Source organism: Endozoicomonas sp. (assembly GCF_051008435.1).
GTDB lineage: Bacteria > Pseudomonadota > Gammaproteobacteria > Pseudomonadales > Endozoicomonadaceae > Endozoicomonas_A.
In genome coordinates this window covers 1-24206 of sequence record NZ_JBPCXO010000172.1, presented here as the reverse complement: position 1 = coordinate 24206, position 24206 = coordinate 1, and the positions used below count along the sequence as shown (strand labels likewise).

Below are 24206 nucleotides of genomic sequence, written 5' to 3'. Positions count from 1 at the left end.
TGTCAGCGTTCGGCAACTGCTCCTGCGTTGCTCTGCATCCATGCAGTCGTCGCTCACCGGGATGCCGGACCACCCAGTCACCTACTTGTTTCAGGCTCCTGGGGCTTCACGAACTTGACGCCCATTAGCATCTTGAAATCCAATGGGTATTGGTTGCAGCTAAAGAAGACTTTTTCCACTTTTTTAGCTGCACTGGATGTCAGAACCGATAAGCAACATCAACACCGTAACTTCTAGGATCACCGTAGTAATTAGCAGCGCCTACAAAATTACCGTTCGGATCAGCCACCGGCACACCATTGACCCGGTACTCTTCGTTGGTCAGGTTTTTGCCCCAGATCGCTACTTCCAGAGATTCATTGCCTACCCGAATATCCTCCAGGGCAATACGGGCATTCCAGAGACGGTAATCGCCCGCTTTGGTCAGCTCCGCAGTAGCAGGCTCATGGTAGACGTAATACTTATCCACCCAGCTGTAATCCAATCTGCCCACCAGGTGAGCAAAACCCAGACTGTGCTTGTATTCCAACCCTGCAGAGATTTTTGTTCTGGGTGCATAAGGGAACTTGTTGACGTCTTTCAGCTCGTTACCACTCTGATCTTTGAAACTGTCGTATTCAGGATCCAGGTATCCGTAGTTCAGATTCGCCGTCAGGCTGTCAGTCAGTGCCGCCAGCATTTCCAGCTCCAACCCTCTAACGGTTGCTTCACCCGCATTCTCAATCAGTGAATAAGCACCCAGATAGTTGGACAGCTGCATGTCTTTAACATTGTTCTGGAACACAGCGGCATTCAGCTGCAACCGGTCTTTCATCCAGCGAGATTTGAGACCCAGCTCAAAGGCTGTCACGGTTTCTTCGTCATACGATTTTTGGAAGATGGCTACATTCTGGGCTTCACCATTGAAGCCGCCCGCTTTCCAGCCCTGAGAGACTTTGAAATAGGCGCTGGCTTCGTTGGAGAAGGCATAAGTCAGGACAGCCATAGGGGAAACATTGGTCCAGTCATCTTTGGCTGTCGTTCTGCCAATGTTGCCACCAAAAGCACCACCGGTGCCATCTACCCGCTCGATATAGGCGTCTTTCTCTTCTTTGGTCCAACGGGCTCCACCGGTCAGAGTCCATTTGTCGGTCAGATAATAGTCAGCCTGGCCGTAGAGTGCATAGGACTGGCTTTCCACGCCATACCAGTTTTTGACCAGACCGTTTGCTCCGCCAATATCAAAAGGATTTTTGGCATCGGACTCTTCTTTAAAGTAAAACGCACCCAGTACATAATCGAATCGATCCCCATTGCCGATCAACTGGAACTCCTGAGAGATCTGATCAGAATCCACATCTCTGCGAGTATGAAAGCCCGCGACGCCTGTTCCATCATAATCCCCTGCATCTTCAAAGCTCATGGAGCGATATGCAGTAATGGATTTAAGAGTGAGATTGTCTGCCAGATCATAGGTCAGATGCAAGGCATGCCCACTCGTTGAAGAACTGTCTTCTATCGAGCCGTCATTTGCACCTTTATCCTTTTTCTCAAACTGACTGCCAGCCAAATCAAACTGACCAAAGGCCGGAGTATTGTCTTTTTTGCTCTGGTCAAAAATGTAATAGGCTTCCAGACGATCTGTGATATCAAAAGAACCGGCTATTCTGGCAGCCTGGGTATCCAGCTTTTTATATTCATCAACTGCGCCGGCTGCGCTGGAAGTATTTTCATAGAAGCCATCACGATTGCGTACATTCAACGCCACGCTGAAAGCCGCCCGATCAGCAAGCCTGCCGGTATTCAGACTGAAAAAGCCTTCCTTGTAGTTGTAGTTTCCCGCTGAGAGTTTCAGAGTGCCGCCAAATTCTTCGGTGGGCTTTTTAGAAATCAGATTAATAGCACCGCCAATGGTGTTCTTGCCGTAGAGTGTTCCCTGGGGACCACGAAGCACTTCGATGCGCTCCAGCTCTGCAACATCAAATAAGCCACCTACATTCTTGGCCACAAAGACGCCATCGACATAAATACCAACCGGTGGTTCCCAGGTTACCGCCGGGTTGATGGAAACGGATCCTCGAATACTGATCGTTGCTCCGGTGCTGCCACCGGGTGTCTCAGCGATTTCAACATTAGGGATATATTGACTGACATCCGCAACATCCTGAATGTTCTGATCAGCAATAGCCGCAGCACCAAAAGCCGAAACAGAAACCGGTGTATCCTGCAGGTTCTGTTCACGCTTCTGGGCAGTAACAATAACTTCTTCCAGCGCCCCAGCTTCGGCGTGGACCTGTCCTGAAGACAAAGCAACGGCAACAGCCAGAGCAAGGGGTGTCCTGACAGTGGGTTTTAACATGTTTGTGAGTCCCGGGTTTTTATTTTTATTATTTCCCGATGGCTACTGCCGGGCGCTTACCTGAATAACGGCAAGCTCCTGAATACCACCCGAAGTGTTGGTCGAAACAGCCATGAGCGAAGAAAAATATTTTGAGTCATCCCCGAATATCAACAATGACAAAACAAAATATTTTTCACGGTAAAAAATCATCGTATCACTGAGATTTTTTTCGCTTGTAGTCCCTTTGAACTAAGTAATCGGGTTCTCGGGGTCAGACATGTCTGTAGTATTTGGCAGTGCCTCCCGCTAAGATTCCGCTATTACCTGTATTTAATTTGAAAGAAAACATTTTTCATCATTCGGTTTTTCAATGAAAAATGATTCTAGGTGCCTCGGGAGGTTCGGCCTTGTCATTGCCGAAAAAAATAATCAACCTGTTTGCCAGGCAATCAGAAGCTCTATCTCTTCGCCAGCAGCTGCTATTGCTTTTTGGTGTGCTATTTTCAGCTCTGACTTTGTCCACTGGCTTTCTTGTCAGCAGCGAGTTGGAATCAGCCAGCCGCCATCAGGCTGACTCTATTGGAAACCTGCTCAGTGCCCAGACAGCCAGCGCTGCCACCGACATGCTGGTAACAGGAGACAGGCTCAGCCTCAATGTCTTGCTGGGGCAACTGGTGCAAAACCCCTATGTAGCCAAGGCTGCCATTTACAGTATTGATAACCGTGAAATAGCGTCTTCAGAGAGTGATCGTGTCGGTGAAAAAGGTGAAACCTACTCGTCCCCCATACACTATCAAGACGTGATCGCTGGCTATGTTCGCTTGCAACTGGATAAAGGTTTACTGACCCAGAACCCGGGGGATGCGCTGACACTGATCATTACTATCAGCGTGATTCTGCTGATCAGTGGATTGCTATTACTCTATTTCTTTGCCTCCAACGTCACTCTCAGGCTCAGTCTTATTGAAAGACAGTTGCATTCTATTCTGCAATCACCCGCCAACCCGGTCTCCTGTCGAAACGAAATTCTTCGACTCTCAGGCTTTGTGGAAAAGCAGCTTACTGAAAAACTGATGGATTCCATTGAGCCGGAACCTGAGGAAGAAGAGAAAGAGGAAGTTTCGGCCATTATCAGTGTCCGCAATAAGAACATGACCCGGTTGCGACAGCTGCTGGCTCCTCATGATCTGATGCACATTATTGAAACACACAGCGAGGCACTGGAACGGGCCGCTCAACAGTATCAGGGAGAGTTGAGTTATACGCCGGATGGTACCGGATATGTTCGCTTTTCCAGCCTGGAGAGCGCTTCTTTTGCCATGGATGCCTTGAGTTGCGCCCTGTTGATACAAAGCCTGAACCGGGTAGTTGGCGAGCAGAATATCGCCTCTCTGGAGATGGGGGTTGGCGTTTGTGTCAGTGACGGTATCAATGATTTCCCTGGTACAGAACATCCTTCACAATCTGACAGTGCAGCCAGTAACGCCCTGATGCTTGCCAGCTTACCGGGTCCGGAAAGTATTCATATGTTTCGCGATCAGCTGAACTGGCTGCCCGCCGGAGAACCTGAAATCAAGATCAGTGAACATGGTGAAGATATCGTAGAAATCACAGGAATCCCTGCTGAACAGCAGGAAGCCATTCAACAGGAAGCTTATTCCATCAGCAGGGAGCTGGAGCAATAGTTCGATGCATACTGTTTTTTGCTCATGGCTGTTTAGAATCTATTCAGGAGGGTGATAAATGAGTCTAAGCCCGTTTCAAAATGGTAGCCAATGGTTAAAGGCAGATTTTCACCTGCATACACGAGCAGATAAAGAGTTCAGCTATAAAGGTGAAGATAATGATTACCTTAACCAATATGTAAAAGCTCTGCTTAGTGCAGGTATTGGTCTTGGGGTAATTACCAACCACAACAAATTTGATCTGAATGAGTTCAAAGCTCTGCGCAAGAAAGCCAAAAAATCCGGTATTGGTCTATTGCCAGGTATTGAGCTATCAGTGAAGGATGGACTATCAGGTATACATACCCTGGTAGTATTTTCTGATGAGTGGTTTAACAACAAAGAGCAAATCAATCATATACAAACCTTTTTAAATCTGACATTTGCAGGTGTTGCCAATTTTGAAGATGAAAATGCTCGCTCTAATCACGATATAGTAGAAACTGTTCGGGAGCTGGATAAACTCCAAAAAGACTATTTTCTGATTTTTGCCCATGTCGAAGCGCCCAATGGTTTGTGGGGTGGACTATCACCTGGCCGTATCAAAGAGCTATTTGACACTTCTGCTGTTCAGGACAGAGCCCTGGCTTTTCAGAAGGTTCGGTTCCGCGATACTCGAACTAAGATTAAGCAAGCATTGGGCAAGCTCTACCCAGCAGAAGTCGAAGGATGTGATGCTAAGCATTTGGCAGATATGCCCGCCAGAAAGGAGGCTAGTTTTTTAAAACTAGGGGCTTTTAGTTTTGAAGCTGTTAAGTTTGCCCTCCGAGACAAAGAAGCCAGGGTTAGTTCTGTTCGACCAGAATATCATCACTCGTATATTCGAAAAGTCAGCTTTGAAGGTGCTGGCACCCTGGGGGGTACTGAAATATTCCTCTCTCCTGGACTTAATACGATGATAGGTATTCGGGGAAGTGGGAAATCATCAGTTCTTGAAGGGATTCGCTATGCATTGAACATTCCCTTTGGAGCAAAAGCATCCGATATTGATTACAAAGAAGGACTCGTTAAGCACCTGTTGCATAGTGGAGGCAAAATCACCATTGATGCCATAGACCGCCGAGGTCAGCCTTACCAAATTCGCAGGATTCTAGGCGAAAGACCGGATGTTTATGTCAACGGGCAATTACAACCGGGAGTTTCTATCCGGGAGACAGTTCTCCATCAGCCCATCTATTTTGGTCAAAAAGATCTTTCCAGCACCGGAGCAGGGTTTGAAAAAGATCTAATAGAAAAACTGGTAGGCGAAACACTCGTACCAGTGCGTGAGAAAATTGAACGGGGCCAAAACAATGTGCTAGATGCTATTCGTCAGATCAAGAGGCTTAATCGAGCAGTATCTCAAAAACAGGAGTGGACGCAGAAAAAGCAAGATTCTGAGTTTAAATTAAAGTTTTATCAGCAACATGGTGTCGAAACCAAACTACAGAAACAGATTGACTTTGATCGTGATGAACGAAAAGCACAACAAGTTATTCTGGGTGCTGATGATTACTTATCTAGATTGAACAGTTTTATAGCCAACTTTGAAGATGAGCTAAAAAATCAGTCTCTGTATAAGTCACTACAGAATCAGCCATTTTTTGATGACTTTTTTACTACCTATCAAAGACTATTGACTGACTTTGATGGCATAAAACAGGTAGTTCCTGATGGTCAGGTTACGTTGCAACAATTGCGAGAAAAACTTGCCAACTTTAGTGAGCAAAAACTAGCTCTTAAAGAAGAGTTTGCAGGAATAGAACGAAAGCTTGCCGGAGAACTCAAGCAAGCAGGTGCACAGGCCATCAGTCCACAAGAGTTTAAGCAACTAAAATCCTTGCTGGACCAAGCAGAACAAATGCTGGAAGTGTTAGCCAAGAGTGAGCAACAATACGCCAATCTTGGTCAAACACTTGAGAAGGAAGTGGCTAGCCTCAATAATTTATGGTTAGACGAATATCGTGCTATCGGAAAAATCCTAGATAAAATCAATCTGGTTGACTCTCCTTTGAAAATTCTACCAGATTTCAAAGCCAACAAAGTCGCTATGCTCAAACACATTCAGGACTTGTTCCGTGGGAGTCATATTCGAGAGATAACACTCCAAAGTGTTGTCGATGAGTTTAATGATTTTGGTGCCATGTGGCGTGAGAAGGATAAACTGCAATCCATTCTGGGTGGCTCGTTTGATACTTTTTGGCAGTACTTTGAGGAAAATCTGGATAGATTACTCACTTGGCAGGTGCCTAATACCTATACCATTGAATATCACAACAAGCCCTTGGCTCAGCACTCTTTAGGTCAAAGGGCTTCTGCACTCATGCTCTTTGTTTTAAGCCAGCGGGAAAATGATGTTGTCATCATCGATCAGCCAGAAGACGACCTGGATAACCAAACCATCTATGATGATGTCATCAAGTTAATACAAGAACTAAAGCCAGAAACTCAGTTTGTGTTTGCAACACACAATGCAAACATTCCTGTGTTAGGAGACGCCGAACAAGTAGTTGCTTGTGAGTATCTGGATGATCGAGTTCAGTCTATCAGCGGCAGCATTGACTGTTCCAATATGCAGCAACGTATTGTTGGAGTCATGGAAGGTGGTGCAGAAGCCTTTGAGAAACGTAAACAGGTATACGAAGCATGGAAACCGAAGAACTTTTAGGCATTATTGCCAATGGCGAAGATTCCAAGCACCAATTTAAAGCAACTATAAATAATGCTAATTCGTTAGCTTCAGAAATGGCTGCCTTTAGTAACTCAAAAGGTGGTCATATTCTCATTGGTGTCAATGATGATGGCACTATAACAGGGCTGTCTGATGATCAGTTACGAAGCATAAATCAAGATATTGCCAATGCTGCAACAAACAACGTAAAGCCAGCAATCAACCCGATTACCCAGAACTTTACCCTTCCTGGCGGAAGAGTACTCGTATTGACAGTAGAAGCTGGTTTAGTCAAACCCTACATGGTCTCAGATGGTTACATTTGGGTAAAAAGCGGTTCTGATAAGAGAAGGGTTACAGCTCGTGAAGAGTTGCAGCGTATGTTTCAGGAGGCTGCACTGGTACATGCCGATGAAATACCTGTTAGAAGCTCTTCTATAGCAGACGTTGACGACGAGTTCTTTGATGCATTTTTTGAACAAGAGTTTGGTGAAAGTGTAGAAGAGCAGGGCATGCCTCGGTCACAACTACTAGAAAACATGAATCTGGCAAAAAATGGCCAGCTAAATATTTGTGGTGCACTCTTATTTTCCTCTCGCCCACAGGTTCGGCTACCTGTTTTTATCGTCAAAGCGGTTGCCTTTCCTGGAGAGAATATTGAGGACGATCAATACATTGATAGTCAGGATATCAAAGGGAAACTGACCGATGTTTTTCAGAAAGCTCTGGGGTTTGTGCTGTCAAATATCAAGCACCTTCAAAAAGAACAGAGTTTTAACTCAGTCGGTGAGCCTGAAATTCCCAGAATTGTTTTTGAAGAACTCATTGCCAATGCATTAATACACAGAGATTACTTTATCTCAGCACCTGTAAAACTATTAGTGTTTGCTGATCGCATTGAAATTATAAGTCCAGGACATTTACCGAATAATCTGACGATAGACAATATAAAAATGGGTAATTCTAATGTTCGTAACCCCATCCTTGCATCATTTGCACCCAAATTACTGCCATATCGTGGTCTTGGCAGTGGAATCAAGCGAGCCATCAAAGCTTACCCATATATAGATTTTATTGATGATCGAGATTCAAATACCTTCAAAGTAATCATTTTGCGTAAAGAAAGATAGGACGCCTAAGAACGCTGGAAGGAAAGAGTTGAATCTCTTTCCTTCCCATCATTTCAGAGTCTCATCTCAATGCCATGTTTAGCCATATACGCTTTAGCTTCCGGAATAGAGTATTCACCAAAGTGGAAAATACTCGCAGCTAGAACAGCGTCGGCCTTACCTTCCTTCACACCTTCAACCAGGTGATCCAGATTGCCCGCCCCTCCAGAGGCGATCACAGGAATGTCCAGAGCGTCGGAAATAGCTCGGGTTACGCCAATGTCGTAACCGTTTTTCACACCATCCTGATCCATGCTGGTCAGCAGAATTTCTCCAGCGCCCAACTGCTCCATTTTTACCGCCCACTCCACGGCATCAAAGCCGGTTGGCTTGCGCCCACCATGAGTGAAAATCTCCCAACGATCCGGCTCACCTGACAGACTTACTTTCTTGGCATCAATGGCTACAACAATGCACTGGGAACCAAAACGATCAGCAGCGTCCCGGACAAACTCAGGGTTAAAAACAGCCGCCGTATTGATACTGACTTTGTCGGCGCCAGCATTCAGCATGGTACGAATATCTTCCACCTTACGAATGCCTCCACCTACCGTCAGAGGGATAAAAACTTCACTGGCCATACGCTCAACGGTATGAACCATGGTGTCGCGGTCTTCGTGACTGGCTGTGATATCCAGAAAGGTGATTTCATCAGCCCCTTCTTCATTATACCGACGAGCTACTTCGACCGGATCGCCAGCATCTCGAATGTCGACAAACTGTACGCCTTTCACCACTCTGCCATTATCAACATCCAGGCAGGGAATAATTCTTTTCGCTAAGCCCATTGAACGGCCTCTCTGTTTACTATGAAAATGCAGCTCTATCAGGTTCAGCAACCGTTTTCATGGTTCGAGGTGAGCTGCATTTGGCTCATGGCTGTTATTTCACTGAGCCCCTTGAAGACTCAATTGACCAGACGCAAGCTAACCGGATAACGGTACTCATCACCCCGACTGGCTTTTATGCTGGCACGGATCACAAAGATCAGGGCAAAAACGACAGCAAACGGAATCAGGGGAAGAAAAATCAATCCAATCAGCACTGCACTGAGCAGTCCCCACGCGGCAATAGCGAGCAGGACGGTAATCTGGAAATTCAGGGATTCTTTCCCATGGAGTGCTATGAATGCAGACGTATCCTTTTTCTGATACCAGATCAGCAAAGGGATAACCACATTAATCCCAGGGATAAAGCAACCAAACAGAGTCAGGATATGAGAGAACATAGCCCAGTTTTTTTCATCGGAATCGGGCCCCTTCATAAGCTGATGCAAAGAGTCTCTGTCCATTAATTTGGCCCGAAAGTGTTATAAAGCGTCGAGTTTATCGCTCTGCTATTTTTTTGGCTAACACATTTTCTCAACAGATTCATGCTTATTGCATGAATCTGTTGAGAAAATGCTGTCATGGCGGAAAAAGAGCTAGCGAAAAGCCGACGAGCGATTTCCATATTTTTTCGTACGCTGTTAATAGACTGAGCCCTCAAGGTAACAGTGCATTATAACTTATGGTACAGCGGCTTTATGATACTTTCGGGCCCTTCTATGGATTCCAGTTAAGAAAGTTCTCAAGCAGCTTCAGGCCACTGTCCGCACTTTTCTCAGGGTGAAACTGCACAGCAAAGATATTGTCCCGTGCCAGAGCCACATCAAAATCGACGCTGTAATGACAACGACCTACGGCCATACCATCATCATTGGCATGAGCATGGTAGCTGTGGACAAAATAGAAACGAGAATTGTCTTCTATCCCTTTCCAGAGAGGGTGATCACGATGCTGCTGAACCGAGCTCCAGCCCATATGGGGAACTTTCAGTTTTTCACCGGACTCATCCACCAGCCCCTTGCCGAAAAACTTGACTCGCCCAGGCATCAGCCCCAGACAATCAACACCACCATTCTCTTCACTGTGATTCAGCATAACCTGCATGCCAACACAAATACCCAGCAGCGGACGTTGGCTTTCAACCACTTCCCGCACCACATCATCAACACCCTTGGCACGAATTTCAGCCATGCAATCACGGATAGCACCCACACCTGGAAGCACCACATGATCGGCTTGCTGAATGAATTTCGGGTCAGAAGTAACCTTCACACGGGTATCACTGCTGGCGACGTGTTCCAGAGCCTTACTGGCAGAGTGAAGATTACCCATACCGTAATCGATGACTGCAACTGTCTTCATTCTTTGAACTCCCCGAACAGTTTGTAGGGAAAAATATTAACGACGTCACTCTTCATGCTTGAGAGTGACGCAAAATATTTTTCTTCGCTCATGGCTGTTGACCGTAAAACCACTTCCTCACCAAAGTCAGGAGATGACTTCTCTGCTCATGGCTGATTAAAGCGAACCTTTGGTGGAAGGCATCTGACCAGCCATGCGGGGATCCAGTTCAAGCGCCACTCTCAGCGCCCGACCGAAAGCCTTGAAGACAGTTTCTATCTGGTGGTGGGCATTGCGACCACGGAGGTTATCAATGTGCAGTGTCACATTGGCGTGATTCACAAAGCCCTGGAAGAATTCGTAGAAAAGATCGACATCGAACTTGCCAATGATGGCCCGGGTAAAGTCAACATTGAACTCAAGACCCGGACGTCCTGAGAAGTCGATGACTACTCGGGAAAGAGCTTCATCCAGGGGTACATAGGAGTGACCGTATCGGGTCAGACCTTTCTTATCACCCAGGGCTTTTGTGAATGCCTGACCCAGGGTAATACCGATATCTTCTACGGTATGATGATCATCAATATCGTTGTCGCCTACAGCCTTGATGTCCAGATCAATCAAGCCATGACGGGCAATCTGGTCCATCATATGATCAAGAAATGGAACGCCTGTATCGAACTGGCTCTTGCCAGTACCATCCAGATTGATATCAACCCTAATCTGGGTTTCCAGCGTATTCCTTTCAACACTGGCCTTGCGCTCAGCCATTATGATCTCCGATTATATCTATTCTAAGCATGGAGTCTGTCCAGTGATTACTGCCAGACTCGGGCCACAACCCGGCCATTATACGGAGCTGCCTTAAAGCAGGCGAGCTATTCGTTTCTTACTTTTTTGAAAAAGCCTCCTTCCAGCCTCTCAAGCAGCTTGTCTATCTGCACTCGCTTGTTTTGTACCAGCTTGCCACCGGAAGGTCTTTCGCGGTCATTGGTCCAGTGATCCGACCAACCTACCGTAGTATCTACACACTGTTCAGCAAACTGAGGCAGTGAAAACGCTTTGGACTGCTCCAGGCAACCCGTGAGGAAGTTATCAACATCAGACTGCTGAATAGGGTACTTGCTAACAGGCTTCGACTTGCTCTTGGGTTTGACCACATAGATCCAGAACTGCCCTTTATCGGGCAGATGGCCACCCGCCATACTCTTGAGCTGCCTGACATCAATCAACGTTCTGCATGTCCGGGTTTCATTACGATCCAGACTGCTGATCTGACGATCAGAAGAAGCCAGCAACAGACCATTGAATAATTTACCCTCTTCCGGGGTGACCCCCAGCACGGTTCTCGCAGGGGCTTTTTCGACCACTCTGGCCATCCAGCCACGCTGATAACCGCTAACCCAGACAGGCAGCTCGACCTCAGCTTTATTCAATTTCTTTTCCCTTGCAGCTTCCAGCATCATCATGCCTGATGCCACAAGATACTGAGGCTGACCGGTATCAACCTTGGGGAAACATGACGAATCCAAAGCCCATAACGAACCAGACAGGCCCAGACAAAATACGACTGCCAGCCATCGTTTAACGTTCATTATCCCCAAAGCTCCAAATTTCTCCATAACATGTTCCTCAGATATTCAAATGACAGAGGTGGAAAAATCCCCAGTCAGAGTCACACAAACAACCACTATTCTTTAGCCGAGATTTTTAAAGTGGACAGGCTTTCATCCTATGAGCCGACGAAAGACTGCGTCAGTACTTATGGCTGCCTGGGAAAACCACACCTCCATAATAGTCGCTGAAAAGCATGCCATAATGTGTGATTGTCCATACCTTGAGACCGATTCACCTTCCTGAGAGTTCCTGAGTGAATACAACCAGTCCATTATTTTCTTTGGTCAACAGCCTGATCGAACCTCATAACCAGCACGCTATGGTATTGAGCATTGCCAGCCTGTTCTGCTTTCAATGCGAATTTATGGATACAGGCTGTCTGGCTGCCCGGAATACATTCCCGGAGTTTCAAGAGGCCACTTGTTTGCAAAGAAGAAGTTGGGAAGAAATTGAACAAGAAATAAGCCACCCCATTTGGTTTCCTATAACGGGTTCTCCACCCTACCCTGCCATTATTCTGCTCCATGGCAGCTCTCCCGCTTTCTCAATGAGCATGAAAGAACGGCGGGATTTTTTTCTATCCCAGGGTTATGCCGTGATGATTGTGGACAGTTTTACTCGTATTCGAACCCTGAAGTACTGCTTTGATAAAGATCAGCCTTGTCATGCTTACCTGGAGGCAAGGGATTCTTCCATCGACAGGGCAATGACTTTGGATCTGCCAGAAAGTGATCTGCTGACAGAAATCCATAAGGAGATGATGAACAAAGTGGCAAAGGGGTATTTTCTATTACCCGCTGAAAGAACCGCAGACCTTTTCATTGCCCTCAAAAACATCAGGGGCTACCAAAAAGTCGATAGCAACAATCTCCACATCATCGGTTACTCCCATGGTGGTTCCGTTGTGCTGGACGCCATGACCATGGCCAATAACAACCTTCCGGTTCCTGCTGTCAGCTCCCTGCCTGCAGACTCCTTTCAAGGCGTCCAATCCGTCACTGCTTATTACCCCAATTGTGAACCGGGCACGTATTATCAGAACTTTATGTCCACACCCACCACCATCCCAACTCTGATGGTGCTTGCGGAAAAAGACACCTTTGTGAAACCGGAAATCTGCTCAAACATTGTCAAATATATAAACCGCCGATCATTCTGGAAGCCCTACGATCTGGAGACTTTCAGTGAAGGTCACGCATTTGATATGAAAGAATATTTTGATACTTATAACACCCAGAGCAAAGAGTCCGTCATGCAGAAAACATTGACGTTTATCCAGTGGAGTCAGCAGCCTCGCTCCCCACTCTACTCTGTCTACCGATGGCTTCTGTATTCTATCTATCCCTATCAGTGAGCCATACAAGATGGTGTGTTTGAGATATAAATACAACACAACACTTGCAATTGATTTTCAAATCTGATTTGTTAAAAGCAATGGTCAGAAGGATCTGATTCATGTCTGTTCGAGTGTTGTTTACGGATAAACCGCTCAGGCTTGGAGTAGTTGCTGCCTTAGCGTCGCTCACCGCTGTTTCAGCGGACGCCCTCTTATTGCCTCCAGAACCTCTGGCACTAAGTTCATCCTGGGACTGTCGCTCCGGCCCCGACAGTGAATGGCTATGTCGAAGCAATCAAACAGACAACTACGAAGAACCGCTGGAAACAGCAGCCTACTCAGCGCCTGAGAGAAATAAAACTTATCAGGAGTACCTGCCTGCAGAACGCTCAAGACCAGCAGAGCCTGACTCAGGTGGCTATTTCAGACAAGAATCAGCACCACCGGCATATCAGCCATCCAACCGCTATCAACAACCCGCTCCGCAACAGCAAGCACAACAAAGAATCACCCAGTTGCTGAGCGCAGAACATGGCAGTTTTGTCATCCAGTGGCTGGCTACTCATACCGAGGAGCCACTGATCGATTTACAGCGACGCTTCCCGGTACTCCAACAAGCGACCATTGTTCGTTATCAACGTAAGAACAAAGACTGGTTTGTACTTCTGGACGGGCCTTTCAAAGATCGTCAATCTGCCATGACGTCTCTTAACAGTCCGCCCAGATTATTAATGACGGACAAGCTCTATCCATGGACTCGATCTCTGGCCAGTATTCAGAAGCTGGATCTGATCATGCCGGACGAACTAAGGGACCCCAATGATCCCACAAGATCATTGGATAACGAGCGATATGCCTACGAAGAGCCCGTCAGGCCAGACAATAATCGACTGTTTGCCAGTATCGCACCAGCCTATCCACAGGTGCAGCAACAAGAAACCTATCGGGATTATAATACCGATCCTTATCAGGTGACTGAGCCTCAATTTCGATCTTCCTACCGGTCCGACCCTTATGCAGAAGAACCGGATCTGAACTATAACGCTCCACGCCAGCAGCGTTATGCCCAGATTACCCCGGAGGTGGATCGTTCAAGAGTTCGCAAGCACTATCAACAGGATGGTTACTCGGCCTATTCAGCCCAGGAAGAGGTCAGCGAATATCGTCGTCCAAAAGAAACCAGGGAGTACCGCAAGCCCGCCAAGCGCAGCATTCTCGAAGCTTCCCAGAACAGTTACGCTATTCAGTGGCTGGCTGGCCCCAGAAGAGATACTCTCGAGCGAGTCCGCAGGCGCTATGAAGAGCTGAATGATGCCCAGATCATTCACTATCGAAAAGGACGCAGGGACTGGTATTTGCTGGTAGGAACACCTTACTCAAGCAAAAGTAAGGCCGACAGGGCTCTTTCCACTCCTGAGCTGGCACGTGCTTCCACACGCCTATACCCCAGAATTCGTTCTGTTAATGAGCTACAGGGTCTGATTACAGGGAAGCCAAAAAAGACTCAAAAAGTGTATTCTCAAACTATTACCCAACCGCAAGGAACGATCATCAGCGGCCCGGGAAACAGTTACACAATCCAGTGGTTTGCAGCAAACAAGCCTGAAGCCATTGAAAAGATGAAAAAACGATTCCCGGAATTGAAGTCTGCTGTCACCGCCCGATATCGTAAAAATCAGAAAGACTGGTATGTCCTGCTTCAAGGTCAGTTCACCAGCAGTAAAGAAGCTCTGGCTATGATCAAGTCCCCCCAGCTGAAAGATGCTGTCAGAGTTCTTCACCCCTGGACTCGCTCCGTTAAATCCCTGAAGAAGCTGCAAGCCCGGGAGAGTTAAGCTAAGGACGAATCGCCTCCAGAGCCTCACTGATTTGTCTATGCTTCTGACGAATTAGCATCGTTTCACTATCCCAATCCTCCGCTCTCTCCTCTGCGGGCATTCTGTAATGAAATTAATTGATTTCTGTCTCGGCACCTTTCTGATTACGACGATGGCTTCTGCTCATGCTGGCGTCGAAGAATCCCTCCAATACATAGAGACTCTGTTAAGTCAGGGCAAAAAAGTGGCTGTGATTCTCATGGACATGCAGGAAGGCTTTATCAATCCTGCTGTTAAAAATTATGGAGAGATCATTCAGGATCAAATTCGATTGCTGGACAATATTGCCAACAAACAGGGTGTCTACATACTGGATGTGGACTATGATGTGAACTATGATCCCCACTAAATGGGCGATACCCTTCCCGGGCTTCTGGCATCCCTAAAAAGACATGTCATGTACAAACAGATTTCCAAAAACGCGGACGGTGTCTTTGACAGCTACAAAACCGTGAAGCTACCCAGTGGCCGTGAAGTCATTCAAAACGATAATGTGCTGGACACCTATCTTAAGGAAGAAGGCATAAAAGACGTGTTTGTCACCGGCTGTTATGACGGCGCCTGTATCCTGAAAACTGTTAAAGGCGGGCTGGAGAGAGACTACCGAATGGCCGTCGATCGGGAGTTGAACATCGTGGATCATGTTGGAGAACTGGAATCATTTTTTTCCGGGGTTTGGAAATCTCTCAAGGATAAGTCTCCCAATATGACATTGATCAGTGACTCACCTAAGGCAAAACCGTGCTCCGAAGAATAACTGCAACGTTATAGTCTCTCCTGTTTGAGTAACACTGTTACCCTCCTGATCTAAAAATCATCGGAGATATCAGAGTCAAGTAATCTACTTGGCAATTAGCTCTTGGCACACCCAATACTTCTGACATATGAGTGCTCTCTGCGGAAACTCCACCTACCTTATTCTCCACCCTGCAACCATGATATATATCAATCAAACGATGACTGTAATCTTTTATAATTGTAAAAATTCATATAATGTCGACCCTATCAACTCTACTAAAAAATTCTCATGAAAAAGTTATTGCCACTTTTCGCAACTATTGCATTAGCCGGGTGTGCGACACAGACACCACAAATTCAGATAACTGACGCCCCTGCCAGCCGAGAGACTCAAGCTGAAGCACAAGAACAGATGCTTAAAAATGAGTCAAAGGAACAGCTTCAGCTTAAGCGCAAAATAGCAGTGGGTCGTATCAGCAACGAAACCAACTATGGCCGCTCACTGCTGCGAGATGATTTCAATGATCCTCTAGGAAAGCAGGTGGGAGACATGCTTTCTGCTCGTCTTATTGAATCAGGCAGCTTTATGGTCTTCGAACGCCCTGACTTAGCACGTGTGGAACAAGAACGTGAAATGTTTGGCGCAAGTGGAGATCTGGTAGGAGTTGACACTCTTATAGTGGGTTCTTTAACTGAGTTTGGACGAAATGTAACCGGTGAAAAAGGGTTTTTAAGTAGTTCAAAAAAACAATCAGCTTACGCAAAAGTTGAGCTGAGATTGATCAACGTAGAAACCGGACAAGCTTTCTTTTCTTCAACCGGAACCGGTGAAGCATCACTAGAAAGCGCTTCCGTGGCAGGTTTTGGTTCACGCGCTTCCTATGACGGCACCTTGACAGACAAGGCTATTTCCAGCGCAATCAGTGATGTACTGGATGAAATGATTCGTAAAATCATGGAAAAACCATGGACAACCAGTATTTTGGACGTATCTGACGGACAAATCTTTATTAGTGGTGGTGAAAGTCAGGGCTTGAAACCAGGAAAGGTATTGGTCGTAAAAACACAAGGCAAACAAGTAAAGTCAAAGCAAACAGGCTTCACCATTACTCTACCTGGAACCGAACTGGCAAAAGTAAAAGTCATCGCAAATTTTGGTGACAGTGAAAGTAACGAGGGCAGTATTGTTGAGTTAGTTGAAGGCTCTATCGATAACTACCAGATTGATTCGCTAAGCATTACAGAATAAAGGTTTTGAAATGAGTCGACTGATCGCTTTAATGGCTGTTTTTTGTTCAATACTAATGCTATCCGGATGTGTTAATACGCCCACCGAGATGGCGGGAGTTAAAGATGACAGGCCCTATATCATGTTCTCTGGAGTTACCAGTACTGACATGATCAGGCTTGATGGTATACAGATGGGTAAAGCCTCGGACTATATCCAGGACAAGTCTGGGATGAGAATTGAGCCAGGTACTCACAGAATAGAAGTGCTTCGAGAAGGTGAAATTGTGTTAGAGCAGAAGTTTTATCTTTCCCGAGGATCCAGCAAAACTTTCAGTGTCCATAAACGTCAGAGTCAGTAAAAATAATAATGAAAAAAGAGAAAATAGCTGCTGCTTTACTTATAACCGGTTCAGTACTGCTCGGAGGCTGCCAAACCTCTAAAGGCCTTTATCACTGGGGTGAATATGAAGAGTCCTTATATGAGTACTACAAAAATCCGGCCGAGCTTGCAGCTCTCACGGAAGCAATGCAGAAAGCAATTCAAGATGGAAATGGGAAAGTTCCACCAGGACTTTATGCTGAATATGGCAACCTTCTGCTTCAGCAAGGCAAGACTGAAGAAGCCATTAGTTATTTCAAAAAAGAACGAGATCTTTGGCCTGAAAGCCAGCACCTAATGGATACTATGATCAGTAGTCTATCAAGTAGTCAGAAATCAAAAAATGAGCAGGTAAATTAAGATGTTCAAAAAAATCCAATGCTCAATACTTCTCACACTGATAGCTGTCCTGTCTGGCTGTGCTACACAAACACCAAAAGTTGAACATACTGCCTTCAATCAGGAAAAACCACGCTCAATATTGATTGTTCCTGTAGTGAATGACTCAGTTGATGTTGATGCACCTGACTATTTTCTGAGTACAGTGGCAATGCCCCTGGCAGAGAAAGGCTACTATGTTTTTCCTGTTAATACCGTCAAAACGGTACTTGAAGGAGAAGGACTTTACGATGCAAATCTGATTCACTCTGCAGATCCTGTAAAGCTGGGAAGCATGTTTGGTGCTGACTCAATTCTTTTCGTAACGATCAATAAGTGGGACGCCCAGTATGTCCTGATAAGTACTACGGTCACCGTTGGATTCAATTATCGCATTGTTAGTGGCAGAACGGGTGAAGAGCTATGGGCTGCAGAGAAAGTGATGCAATACACCCCTCAACAGAATAACTCTTCTGGAAACCCGATGGCGGACTTACTGGTGATGGCTGTTACTGCGGCTATTACTCGCGCTGACCCAAACTATATCCCTTTAACCAGGCAAGCCAACCATCAAGTTTTTTATATAGATCAAACTCAACTGCCTGATGGACCTTACTTGCAGAAAGAAAAAATCAAGAATATATAATTGAGAGACTTAAGAGATCGCTCATTTTGGCTGTAAATGTACTGGAGCCCAAACTATATGGGCTCCAGTACTGTGTATATACAGAGTTAGGTACTTAGATGGAAGATTTTTAGCTCGTTAATGCCTGTAATAGAATCCCATGCTTTAAAAAAACACTCAGTTTAATCTACTTCTGATCTCCTCTATACGCTAACCAAAATATACAATTTCTCCATTCCTCCAAAGCTTACTGATACACTATCCTGATCAAGGAATAACAACACTCTGTGCCCTGAGATCCCGAGGCCTCCCATGAATCGTGCAATTAAACTCATCGCCTTTGTGGTGGCTGGCATCATTATTCTTGCTGTTGCCGCTGCCCTAATTCTTCCCAAAGTCATCGATCCCAATAATTACCGGGATGACATTTCGAAACTGGTTTATGACAACACGGGCCTGACGCTCACGATTGATGGGCCTATTGGCTGGTCGGTCTTTCCCTGGCTGGGACTTTCCCTTGAGCAGGTGAATGTCAAAGGTGCAGACAACACCGAACTGGCCAAACTGGGTACCGCTGAAGTCAGCGTTAAGCTGTTGCCTCTGCTGAGTAAGAAAGTAGAAATGCAGACCGCCAAGTTGGTGGGGCTGGAGCTGAATCTGGTTAAGGACAAGTCTGGCAAAGGCAACTGGGAAGTTCCCAAAAAAACAGGCACCCAGCCCACTGCAACAGAAGAAACAACGGTTGCAACGCCTGAAGGTACGACTGAATCTGCGCCTCTGGAGCTGGATATTGCCAATGTCACCGTCGAAGGTCTGGTGATCCGGTATGACGACAAGAGCACTGGTAAAACCTACCTGGTGGATCAGGCAGGACTGGAAACCGGCGCCGTTCGCAACAATGTGCCTTTTGATTTCAACCTGAAAGCCCGCATCAAAAGCAGTGAACCCGATCTGACTCTGATGACTGGCATCAGTGGCGTTCTGAAGTTCAACCTCAAAGAGGGCGCCTATGATCTGAAAGATCTGAAGATCTCTGTCAATCCAGCAGTGGCCGATCTTGTAAAGGAAAGCGCTGAAACCCTGCAGATTGTTGGCGATCTGAATGTTCAGCAGAAGCCTCTGATGATCAAGGGTCACCTGGATGTTACCCAATTCAATCCGGGCAAGTTGCTAAAAGAGATCAAGATCCAGCTTCCTCCCATGGCCGATCCCAAGGCAATGACTCAGATGGCCTTTAAGAGCAGCTTTAATACCGATGGTAAAAGTTTCTCAGCAGAGAAACTGGATCTGACTCTGGACAACTTCAACATTGATGGCTTCTTCAAGATTGCCGATCTGGAAAAACAAAACATGACCTTCCAGTTCAAAGGCAATGATCTTAATCTGGACCGCTATCTGCCACCGGCCACTGATCAAAAGACAACCAACGAAGAGAAAGCCGCAGACAAAACTGAAGGGGTTCAAAGTACTGAGCCTCCAGCAGTCGCTTCAGGTCCGGCAAAAGAGCCTTCAGCCACCAAAAAAGAACTCCCCCTGATTCCGGAAGATGCCCTGCGCCCTCTGAATATCAAAGGTTCTCTGGAGCTGGCTTCTCTGACCGTTGCAAAGCTCACTTTTAACAAGCCCACAGTCAAGCTCACTGCCCTGAATGGACGCCAGGAGATCAAACTGGCTTCTGGCTTCTATGAAGGTTCCATTGATCTGGACGGGAAGCTGGATGTTCGTAAGAAAGGTGATCCAAAAATCCAGACAACCGCTGACCTGAAAGGCATTAACCTGCATGCCCTGGCTCAACCCATTCCTGCCCTGAAGTCCATTGAGGGTAAGGTGAATGCCGATATGAACCTGACTACCAATGGCCAGCTGCAGAGTGTCCTGACCCGTAACCTGAACGGCAAGGTCGATTTCAAATTGGATAAGGGTGCCTTTACTCAAGCCAACTTTGACAAGATGGTTTGTGAGGGGATTGCCAAAATTCGCAAGAAAGATCTGCAGAAAAAAGATTGGGGTAACACAACCCAGTTCACCAACCTTGGAGGCAGCTTCACCGTTCGCAATGGTGTCGCCAGCAATAAGGATCTGACTGCAGCACTGACCAATCTGAATCTCAAAGGTGACGGTGATATTAATCTGGTCAAACAGACTCTGGACTATCACGTGGGCCTGAATATCAGCGGCAACCGCGCTCCTGACAGTGATCCCGCCTGTCAGGTCAATGAAGATTATGCCGAGGTCACCTGGCCGGTACGCTGCCAGGGCAAACTGGGTCAGCAGGAGTGTGGTATTGATACCGAACGCCTCGCCGACACCATCGCCTCACTGGCCAAGCAGGAGGTGAAAAAGCGCCTGGAAAAAGAGATTGAGAAAAAAGCCGGGCCTCTGAAAGATGCCCTGAAAGGTCTCTTCAAGTAAATACTATCGGGCGCAGCTTAGGCTGCGCCCTTATTCAGTTGCCTCTCGCCTTCTATCCCTGCAGAATCTACAGCAATAATAATTTAACCACAATCTCGCCAGGGGATGGCATGGTTATATCAAGTAGAACAAGTTCCAAGATTGCACGACGCTTTAATCATAAAGCCCGGAGCTTCAGCAAGATTAATATGGCCTGTCTGGCCAGCTGCTCCAATATTGCCTACCGGACTTCCGACGAGATCAAACAAATTCTGGAGTTTGAGGGATTTAACCTCAGTGATCAGGATGTGTTCTTTGAATACCGGAAAGACCATATGGACCCGGATATTCAGGGATTTATTGTCGGAGACAGCAAGAAGATCATCATCAGCTTTCGGGGCACAGAATCGAAGTTTCAAGACTGGAACCTGAATTTTGACATCATGCGGGAAGACTGGACGCCTGAAAACAACCTTGGTTCCGTCCATCGTGGGTTTGTCGAAGGACTCGATACGGTTTGGGCAACCATCAAAGAACGTCTCAACAGACTACACGACAATGATCAACGTATCTGGATCACTGGCCACAGTCTGGGTGGAGCTCTAGCCACTCTGGCTGCAGCGACATTGGAGCTTCAGGAGAACTTGCCCATTGCGGGCGTTTATACCTTTGGTCAGCCCCGACTTGGCAACAGAGAGTTCTACCGCAGCTTTCACAACAATGAGAACAATGCTGCTTCCGATCTATTTGAAAGATCGCTGGGTAAAAGAACCTTTCGATGCGTCAACAATTGCGATCTCGTCACGCGGGTCCCGCCCCAAATCACCGGCTACCGTCACGTTGGTCATCTTATTTATTTCGACCATGAAGGTCACTGTCACACCAGCGGTAATCTATCCAGATGGGCTACATTTTGGGATCGATTCGCAGGCAGAGCCGAAGACATTCTCGACTTTTCAGAGGGTCATCCTCGCCTGTTGATTGACGAGGATTTGGAAGATCACAGTATTGATGTGTATGAATTGTTGTCTCGCCGATTGGCAGGGTTAGCTACTACTGGTGATGAAGCTTGGCGAGCTATGGATTAAATTCGACTTTTGGTAAACGTCCATGTAATTTTTCAGAAAGCCTTAGTACATCCATTGTCTTGTAATTATCAGGGGGATTATTTATTCTCCAGACTGTCTATGAGTCAATACAATTTATCAAAGGATGATAATTACATAATGAAAAATTTAACTCAGGCTGCCCTGGTTGCTGTATTTTTGATGTTTTCATTAACAGGATGTGGCGGTGGAGGTGGCAGTAGCAATGATTCAGCCTCAGAGCAAAACCCACCTGCAAATCCTGCTCCTTCCCCTGAAAACCCCACACCTCCCCCTGAAAATCAGACGACCTTCACCGTTACTGTTGATGCTCCCGGAAAATTTCTGACTGCTAAACACGACTCCAGTGGAGCTGATTTCATAGATGCTTTAATCTCAGGCATTGTCCCTAAAGCTTATGCCGACATTGTTGATAATGCCTCTATAAAAGCGGTTACTGTTAGCGAAAGAGGTATTGTCACAGATACTCTTAGCATCACAGTAGTTTCTATTGGAAATGGTATTTATGAAGTATCTCCTCAAAGCACTCCACGTTCTGATCTACTGTTTATTGCTGAGCTACCTGGGCAAACAGTCAACTTAGAAGCTGGTAAAACAATCCCTGATAATGCGCTCTTGGTCCTTGGGTATGATAATAATATACGACTGGATGCCGCATCTACAGTAGCGACTCGGCTGCTTTTTGAATATATAGATTCATTTACTGAGCTCACTCTCAATGAGATTAGTGACCTTATTGATACAATAGATCGCAGTCAAATTGATAGTTTTGCAAGCAACTCAGCCGATTTGAGTTCTTTTTTGCTTCAAGCTGAAACAGAGTCTCAAAATCTCATTTCCCAACAGATAGCCCAGCACAATCAAGCTTCTGCATCCCTGGAAGAATTGAGTCAGTCCTCGGGCTCATATGGTTTATCCAATTTCTCAATAGCAAGCGGGGCTGGCTATGGCAGGAGCACTTTTGGCTATAGGCACGCTAATAACAGGCCTGGAACTATCCAGATCAACAATAATGCATTGAGCCTGTCACTGGGGGCATCAGAAGAATTCCTCGGCTCAGTTTATATTAGAGATATCTTGTCTATAAGCAGTGACACAAACGAAATAGAACAGGACAATACAGGTTACGATATCTGGCTAAACACCGACAACTCTTACTCTGTCTTTTTTCCTGAGGAAAGAAGGGAAGTAGAAAGCGCATTAGACCGTACAGACAAACGACTGGAGATCGATAACCCTTCTATTCTCACCCTTGAGCCTATAGTTGATGGATCCTACATGGGGATCCTTAATAAAATCAAAAGAACTCACCTTATCAACGATGGTAAAACTGATTTCAGCGGTATCTATGATCTGGAGATTGAAAAGTCATTTGTTTTTATGAATAAGCAGGACACTGATTTTTCAGGCAATATTTCCGACAGCTATGGTGTCTTTTCATTCGGTTTATCTCTTATCAATGACAGCGATTCTAATAGCTTGAACCAGATTTTAGCCTTAACCTCCTACGGCCTTATAGACATTACAGGCAGTTCGACCAATGAAGACTCAAGTACTTATTCTTATGAGTCAAGAATTGCAACTTTTATCGCTTCAAGCACCCTGGCTGCTTTTTCGCTTCTCCCATTAGGGTCTCTTGGTAATGAGGTCAATGAGAATGGCACATTCACAACTTTGAAAACAGGTAGCGCCCTGTTTGATACTGAAAATTCCTTAGACAGAATGCAGTTCTCTTCTAATGGTCAGTTTTTCTGGCGTACTGCAACCCAGACTGTTGATGATTCCAACGATCAGAAAGCCTCCGCTATTTCAATAGGCCTAAAAAAAGCCAATGATACAACCATCAACGATTTGAGTGACAAGACTTTTATGGCCAAGGGATTGAGTTTCTCAACTGATACAAATTTTGAGGCCAGCGAGAACACTTATTCGGATCTTGATACGGCAGACTTAAGTGTTGTTAAAATAAGCTTTTCAGAGAACAATATTATTATCAAGGGAAGTCGAAACTATACGGCGATTAATACAAAGGATGGAGCTATTGAAGTCAGCTCATCCCCTTTCGAGTACACTATTCCAATAACCTTTGATAATGGAGCTTTTATAGGAGAGGTGCTTCAAGACAATGGAATAGTAGTTTTGATCACAGGTGTTGTAGGGACCGATGAAGACAATATTACGGGTCCTGATGCTTTGCTGCTTACAGTTATTGAAGTCAGAGATGATATTGAAGTGATTGAAGGAGAAAGAGTGATACGAAACGATATTCGCCACTCTATATTAATGGCTACTCCAAAGTAATACTTCGTAATAACAACTTTCCTCTCACACCAGAATCGGGCTGACTATATCCAGCCCGATTCTGGTGAAATCAAGGTAGGCCGCTTCGCGGCGACTTTTTGCCCAGTGCAGCCCTCCAACCTATGGGAAATACCCGTCATTTTCTTTTGTCTATCCTTACTGACTTTGATCCCGAGAACAGCAAAGGAGAGAGCCAT

Annotated in this window: 20 protein-coding genes; 14 read left to right on the top strand and 6 right to left on the bottom strand. The window is 45.9% G+C overall.

All coding sequences use genetic code 11. From position 1 onward, the window contains the following. Nucleotides 1-199: 199 nt before the first annotated feature. Complete coding sequence (locus tag ACR2PX_RS08435; protein WP_433998917.1) at nt 200-2338, bottom strand: TonB-dependent receptor; 2139 nt, start codon at nt 2336-2338, stop codon at nt 200-202. 389 nt (nt 2339-2727) lie between these two features. Here ACR2PX_RS08435 and ACR2PX_RS08430 point away from each other — a divergent pair, with 389 nt between their 5' ends. From ACR2PX_RS08430 to ACR2PX_RS08420, 3 genes are read left to right on the top strand one after another with little or no spacing between them, the layout of a single operon-like run. Next, nucleotides 2728-4005 carry an AhpA/YtjB family protein gene (locus tag ACR2PX_RS08430; protein WP_433998916.1) on the top strand — a complete coding sequence of 426 codons (1278 nt, stop codon included), beginning with the start codon at nt 2728-2730 and terminating at the stop codon, nt 4003-4005. A 58-nt stretch (nt 4006-4063) separates the two neighbouring features. Then, nucleotides 4064-6691, top strand: coding sequence for a TrlF family AAA-like ATPase (locus ACR2PX_RS08425; protein ID WP_433998915.1), 2628 nt, complete (start codon nt 4064-4066; stop codon nt 6689-6691). After that, on the top strand, nt 6670-7824 hold the full coding sequence (locus ACR2PX_RS08420) for an RNA-binding domain-containing protein (RefSeq protein ID WP_433998914.1): 1155 nt from the start codon (nt 6670-6672) through the stop codon (nt 7822-7824). Before ACR2PX_RS08425 ends, ACR2PX_RS08420 begins: the two co-directional genes overlap by 22 nt. Before the next feature lie 53 nt (nt 7825-7877). Here the strand turns inward: ACR2PX_RS08420 and hisF are convergent, their stop codons facing one another. The 5 genes from hisF to ACR2PX_RS08395 form a co-directional block, all read right to left on the bottom strand. Further along, nucleotides 7878-8651 (bottom strand): imidazole glycerol phosphate synthase subunit HisF, encoded by a 774-nt coding sequence (hisF, locus tag ACR2PX_RS08415; RefSeq protein ID WP_433998913.1) that lies wholly within the window; start codon nt 8649-8651, stop codon nt 7878-7880. 119 nt (nt 8652-8770) lie between these two features. After that, nucleotides 8771-9154, bottom strand: coding sequence for a DUF4870 domain-containing protein (locus ACR2PX_RS08410; protein WP_433998912.1), 384 nt, complete (start codon nt 9152-9154; stop codon nt 8771-8773). A 253-nt stretch (nt 9155-9407) separates the two neighbouring features. Further along, nucleotides 9408-10052: an imidazole glycerol phosphate synthase subunit HisH gene (gene hisH / locus ACR2PX_RS08405; protein WP_433998911.1), complete on the bottom strand. Its 645-nt coding sequence runs from the start codon at nt 10050-10052 to the stop codon at nt 9408-9410. 156 nt (nt 10053-10208) lie between these two features. Beyond that, nucleotides 10209-10802 (bottom strand): imidazoleglycerol-phosphate dehydratase HisB, encoded by a 594-nt coding sequence (gene hisB, locus ACR2PX_RS08400; RefSeq protein ID WP_433998910.1) that lies wholly within the window; start codon nt 10800-10802, stop codon nt 10209-10211. A gap of 107 nt (nt 10803-10909) precedes the next feature. Next, nucleotides 10910-11653: a hypothetical protein gene (locus tag ACR2PX_RS08395; RefSeq protein WP_433998909.1), complete on the bottom strand. Its 744-nt coding sequence runs from the start codon at nt 11651-11653 to the stop codon at nt 10910-10912. Nucleotides 11654-11901: 248 nt separating this feature from the next. Between ACR2PX_RS08395 and ACR2PX_RS08390 the strand changes: the two genes are divergently transcribed. From ACR2PX_RS08390 to ACR2PX_RS08340, 11 genes are all read left to right on the top strand, one after another. Beyond that, complete coding sequence (locus ACR2PX_RS08390; RefSeq protein WP_433998908.1) at nt 11902-13002, top strand: dienelactone hydrolase family protein; 1101 nt, start codon at nt 11902-11904, stop codon at nt 13000-13002. Nucleotides 13003-13103: 101 nt separating this feature from the next. Beyond that, nucleotides 13104-14819 carry an SPOR domain-containing protein gene (locus ACR2PX_RS08385; protein ID WP_433998907.1) on the top strand — a complete coding sequence of 572 codons (1716 nt, stop codon included), beginning with the start codon at nt 13104-13106 and terminating at the stop codon, nt 14817-14819. 109 nt (nt 14820-14928) lie between these two features. After that, nucleotides 14929-15210, top strand: coding sequence for a hypothetical protein (locus tag ACR2PX_RS08380; protein WP_433998906.1), 282 nt, complete (start codon nt 14929-14931; stop codon nt 15208-15210). 48 nt (nt 15211-15258) lie between these two features. Next, complete coding sequence (locus tag ACR2PX_RS08375; protein ID WP_433998905.1) at nt 15259-15618, top strand: isochorismatase family protein; 360 nt, start codon at nt 15259-15261, stop codon at nt 15616-15618. Nucleotides 15619-15888: 270 nt separating this feature from the next. Continuing rightward, complete coding sequence (locus ACR2PX_RS08370) at nt 15889-16848, top strand: CsgG/HfaB family protein (RefSeq protein WP_433998904.1); 960 nt, start codon at nt 15889-15891, stop codon at nt 16846-16848. A 10-nt stretch (nt 16849-16858) separates the two neighbouring features. Beyond that, nucleotides 16859-17188, top strand: a complete 330-nt coding sequence (locus ACR2PX_RS08365) for a hypothetical protein (RefSeq protein ID WP_433998903.1) — start codon at nt 16859-16861, stop codon at nt 17186-17188. 8 nt (nt 17189-17196) lie between these two features. Further along, entirely contained in the window at nt 17197-17568 is a 372-nt protein-coding gene (locus tag ACR2PX_RS08360; RefSeq protein WP_433998902.1) for a DUF4810 domain-containing protein, read from the top strand. A gap of 1 nt (nt 17569) precedes the next feature. Further along, entirely contained in the window at nt 17570-18232 is a 663-nt protein-coding gene (locus tag ACR2PX_RS08355) for a DUF799 domain-containing protein (protein WP_433998901.1), read from the top strand. A 291-nt stretch (nt 18233-18523) separates the two neighbouring features. Continuing rightward, a complete protein-coding gene (locus ACR2PX_RS08350; RefSeq protein ID WP_433998900.1) occupies nt 18524-20623 on the top strand; it encodes an AsmA family protein in 2100 nt (699 codons plus the stop codon). A 110-nt stretch (nt 20624-20733) separates the two neighbouring features. Continuing rightward, on the top strand, nt 20734-21690 hold the full coding sequence (locus tag ACR2PX_RS08345) for a lipase family protein (protein ID WP_433998899.1): 957 nt from the start codon (nt 20734-20736) through the stop codon (nt 21688-21690). 138 nt (nt 21691-21828) lie between these two features. Beyond that, the gene (locus tag ACR2PX_RS08340; RefSeq protein WP_433998898.1) at nt 21829-24009 is read left to right on the top strand and encodes a hypothetical protein; all 2181 of its coding nucleotides are present in this window, start codon (nt 21829-21831) and stop codon (nt 24007-24009) included. The last annotated feature ends 197 nt before the right edge of the window (nt 24010-24206 follow it).

Excerpts from the sequence above, each read along its gene's own strand:
- ACR2PX_RS08435 (WP_433998917.1), bottom strand. The coding sequence starts at position 2,338 with ATGTTAAAACCCACTGTCAGGACACCCCTTGCTCTGGCTGTTGCCGTT.
- ACR2PX_RS08425 (WP_433998915.1), top strand. The coding sequence starts at position 4,064 with ATGAGTCTAAGCCCGTTTCAAAATGGTAGCCAATGGTTAAAGGCAGAT.
- ACR2PX_RS08420 (WP_433998914.1), top strand. The coding sequence starts at position 6,670 with ATGGAAACCGAAGAACTTTTAGGCATTATTGCCAATGGCGAAGATTCC.
- hisF (WP_433998913.1), bottom strand. The coding sequence starts at position 8,651 with ATGGGCTTAGCGAAAAGAATTATTCCCTGCCTGGATGTTGATAATGGC.
- ACR2PX_RS08410 (WP_433998912.1), bottom strand. The coding sequence starts at position 9,154 with ATGGACAGAGACTCTTTGCATCAGCTTATGAAGGGGCCCGATTCCGAT.
- hisH (WP_433998911.1), bottom strand. The coding sequence starts at position 10,052 with ATGAAGACAGTTGCAGTCATCGATTACGGTATGGGTAATCTTCACTCT.
- hisB (WP_433998910.1), bottom strand. The coding sequence starts at position 10,802 with ATGGCTGAGCGCAAGGCCAGTGTTGAAAGGAATACGCTGGAAACCCAG.
- ACR2PX_RS08395 (WP_433998909.1), bottom strand. The coding sequence starts at position 11,653 with ATGGAGAAATTTGGAGCTTTGGGGATAATGAACGTTAAACGATGGCTG.
- ACR2PX_RS08385 (WP_433998907.1), top strand. The coding sequence starts at position 13,104 with ATGTCTGTTCGAGTGTTGTTTACGGATAAACCGCTCAGGCTTGGAGTA.
- ACR2PX_RS08380 (WP_433998906.1), top strand. The coding sequence starts at position 14,929 with ATGAAATTAATTGATTTCTGTCTCGGCACCTTTCTGATTACGACGATG.
- ACR2PX_RS08375 (WP_433998905.1), top strand. The coding sequence starts at position 15,259 with ATGTACAAACAGATTTCCAAAAACGCGGACGGTGTCTTTGACAGCTAC.
- ACR2PX_RS08370 (WP_433998904.1), top strand. The coding sequence starts at position 15,889 with ATGAAAAAGTTATTGCCACTTTTCGCAACTATTGCATTAGCCGGGTGT.
- ACR2PX_RS08365 (WP_433998903.1), top strand. The coding sequence starts at position 16,859 with ATGAGTCGACTGATCGCTTTAATGGCTGTTTTTTGTTCAATACTAATG.
- ACR2PX_RS08360 (WP_433998902.1), top strand. The coding sequence starts at position 17,197 with ATGAAAAAAGAGAAAATAGCTGCTGCTTTACTTATAACCGGTTCAGTA.
- ACR2PX_RS08355 (WP_433998901.1), top strand. The coding sequence starts at position 17,570 with ATGTTCAAAAAAATCCAATGCTCAATACTTCTCACACTGATAGCTGTC.
- ACR2PX_RS08350 (WP_433998900.1), top strand. The coding sequence starts at position 18,524 with ATGAATCGTGCAATTAAACTCATCGCCTTTGTGGTGGCTGGCATCATT.
- ACR2PX_RS08345 (WP_433998899.1), top strand. The coding sequence starts at position 20,734 with ATGGTTATATCAAGTAGAACAAGTTCCAAGATTGCACGACGCTTTAAT.
- ACR2PX_RS08340 (WP_433998898.1), top strand. The coding sequence starts at position 21,829 with ATGAAAAATTTAACTCAGGCTGCCCTGGTTGCTGTATTTTTGATGTTT.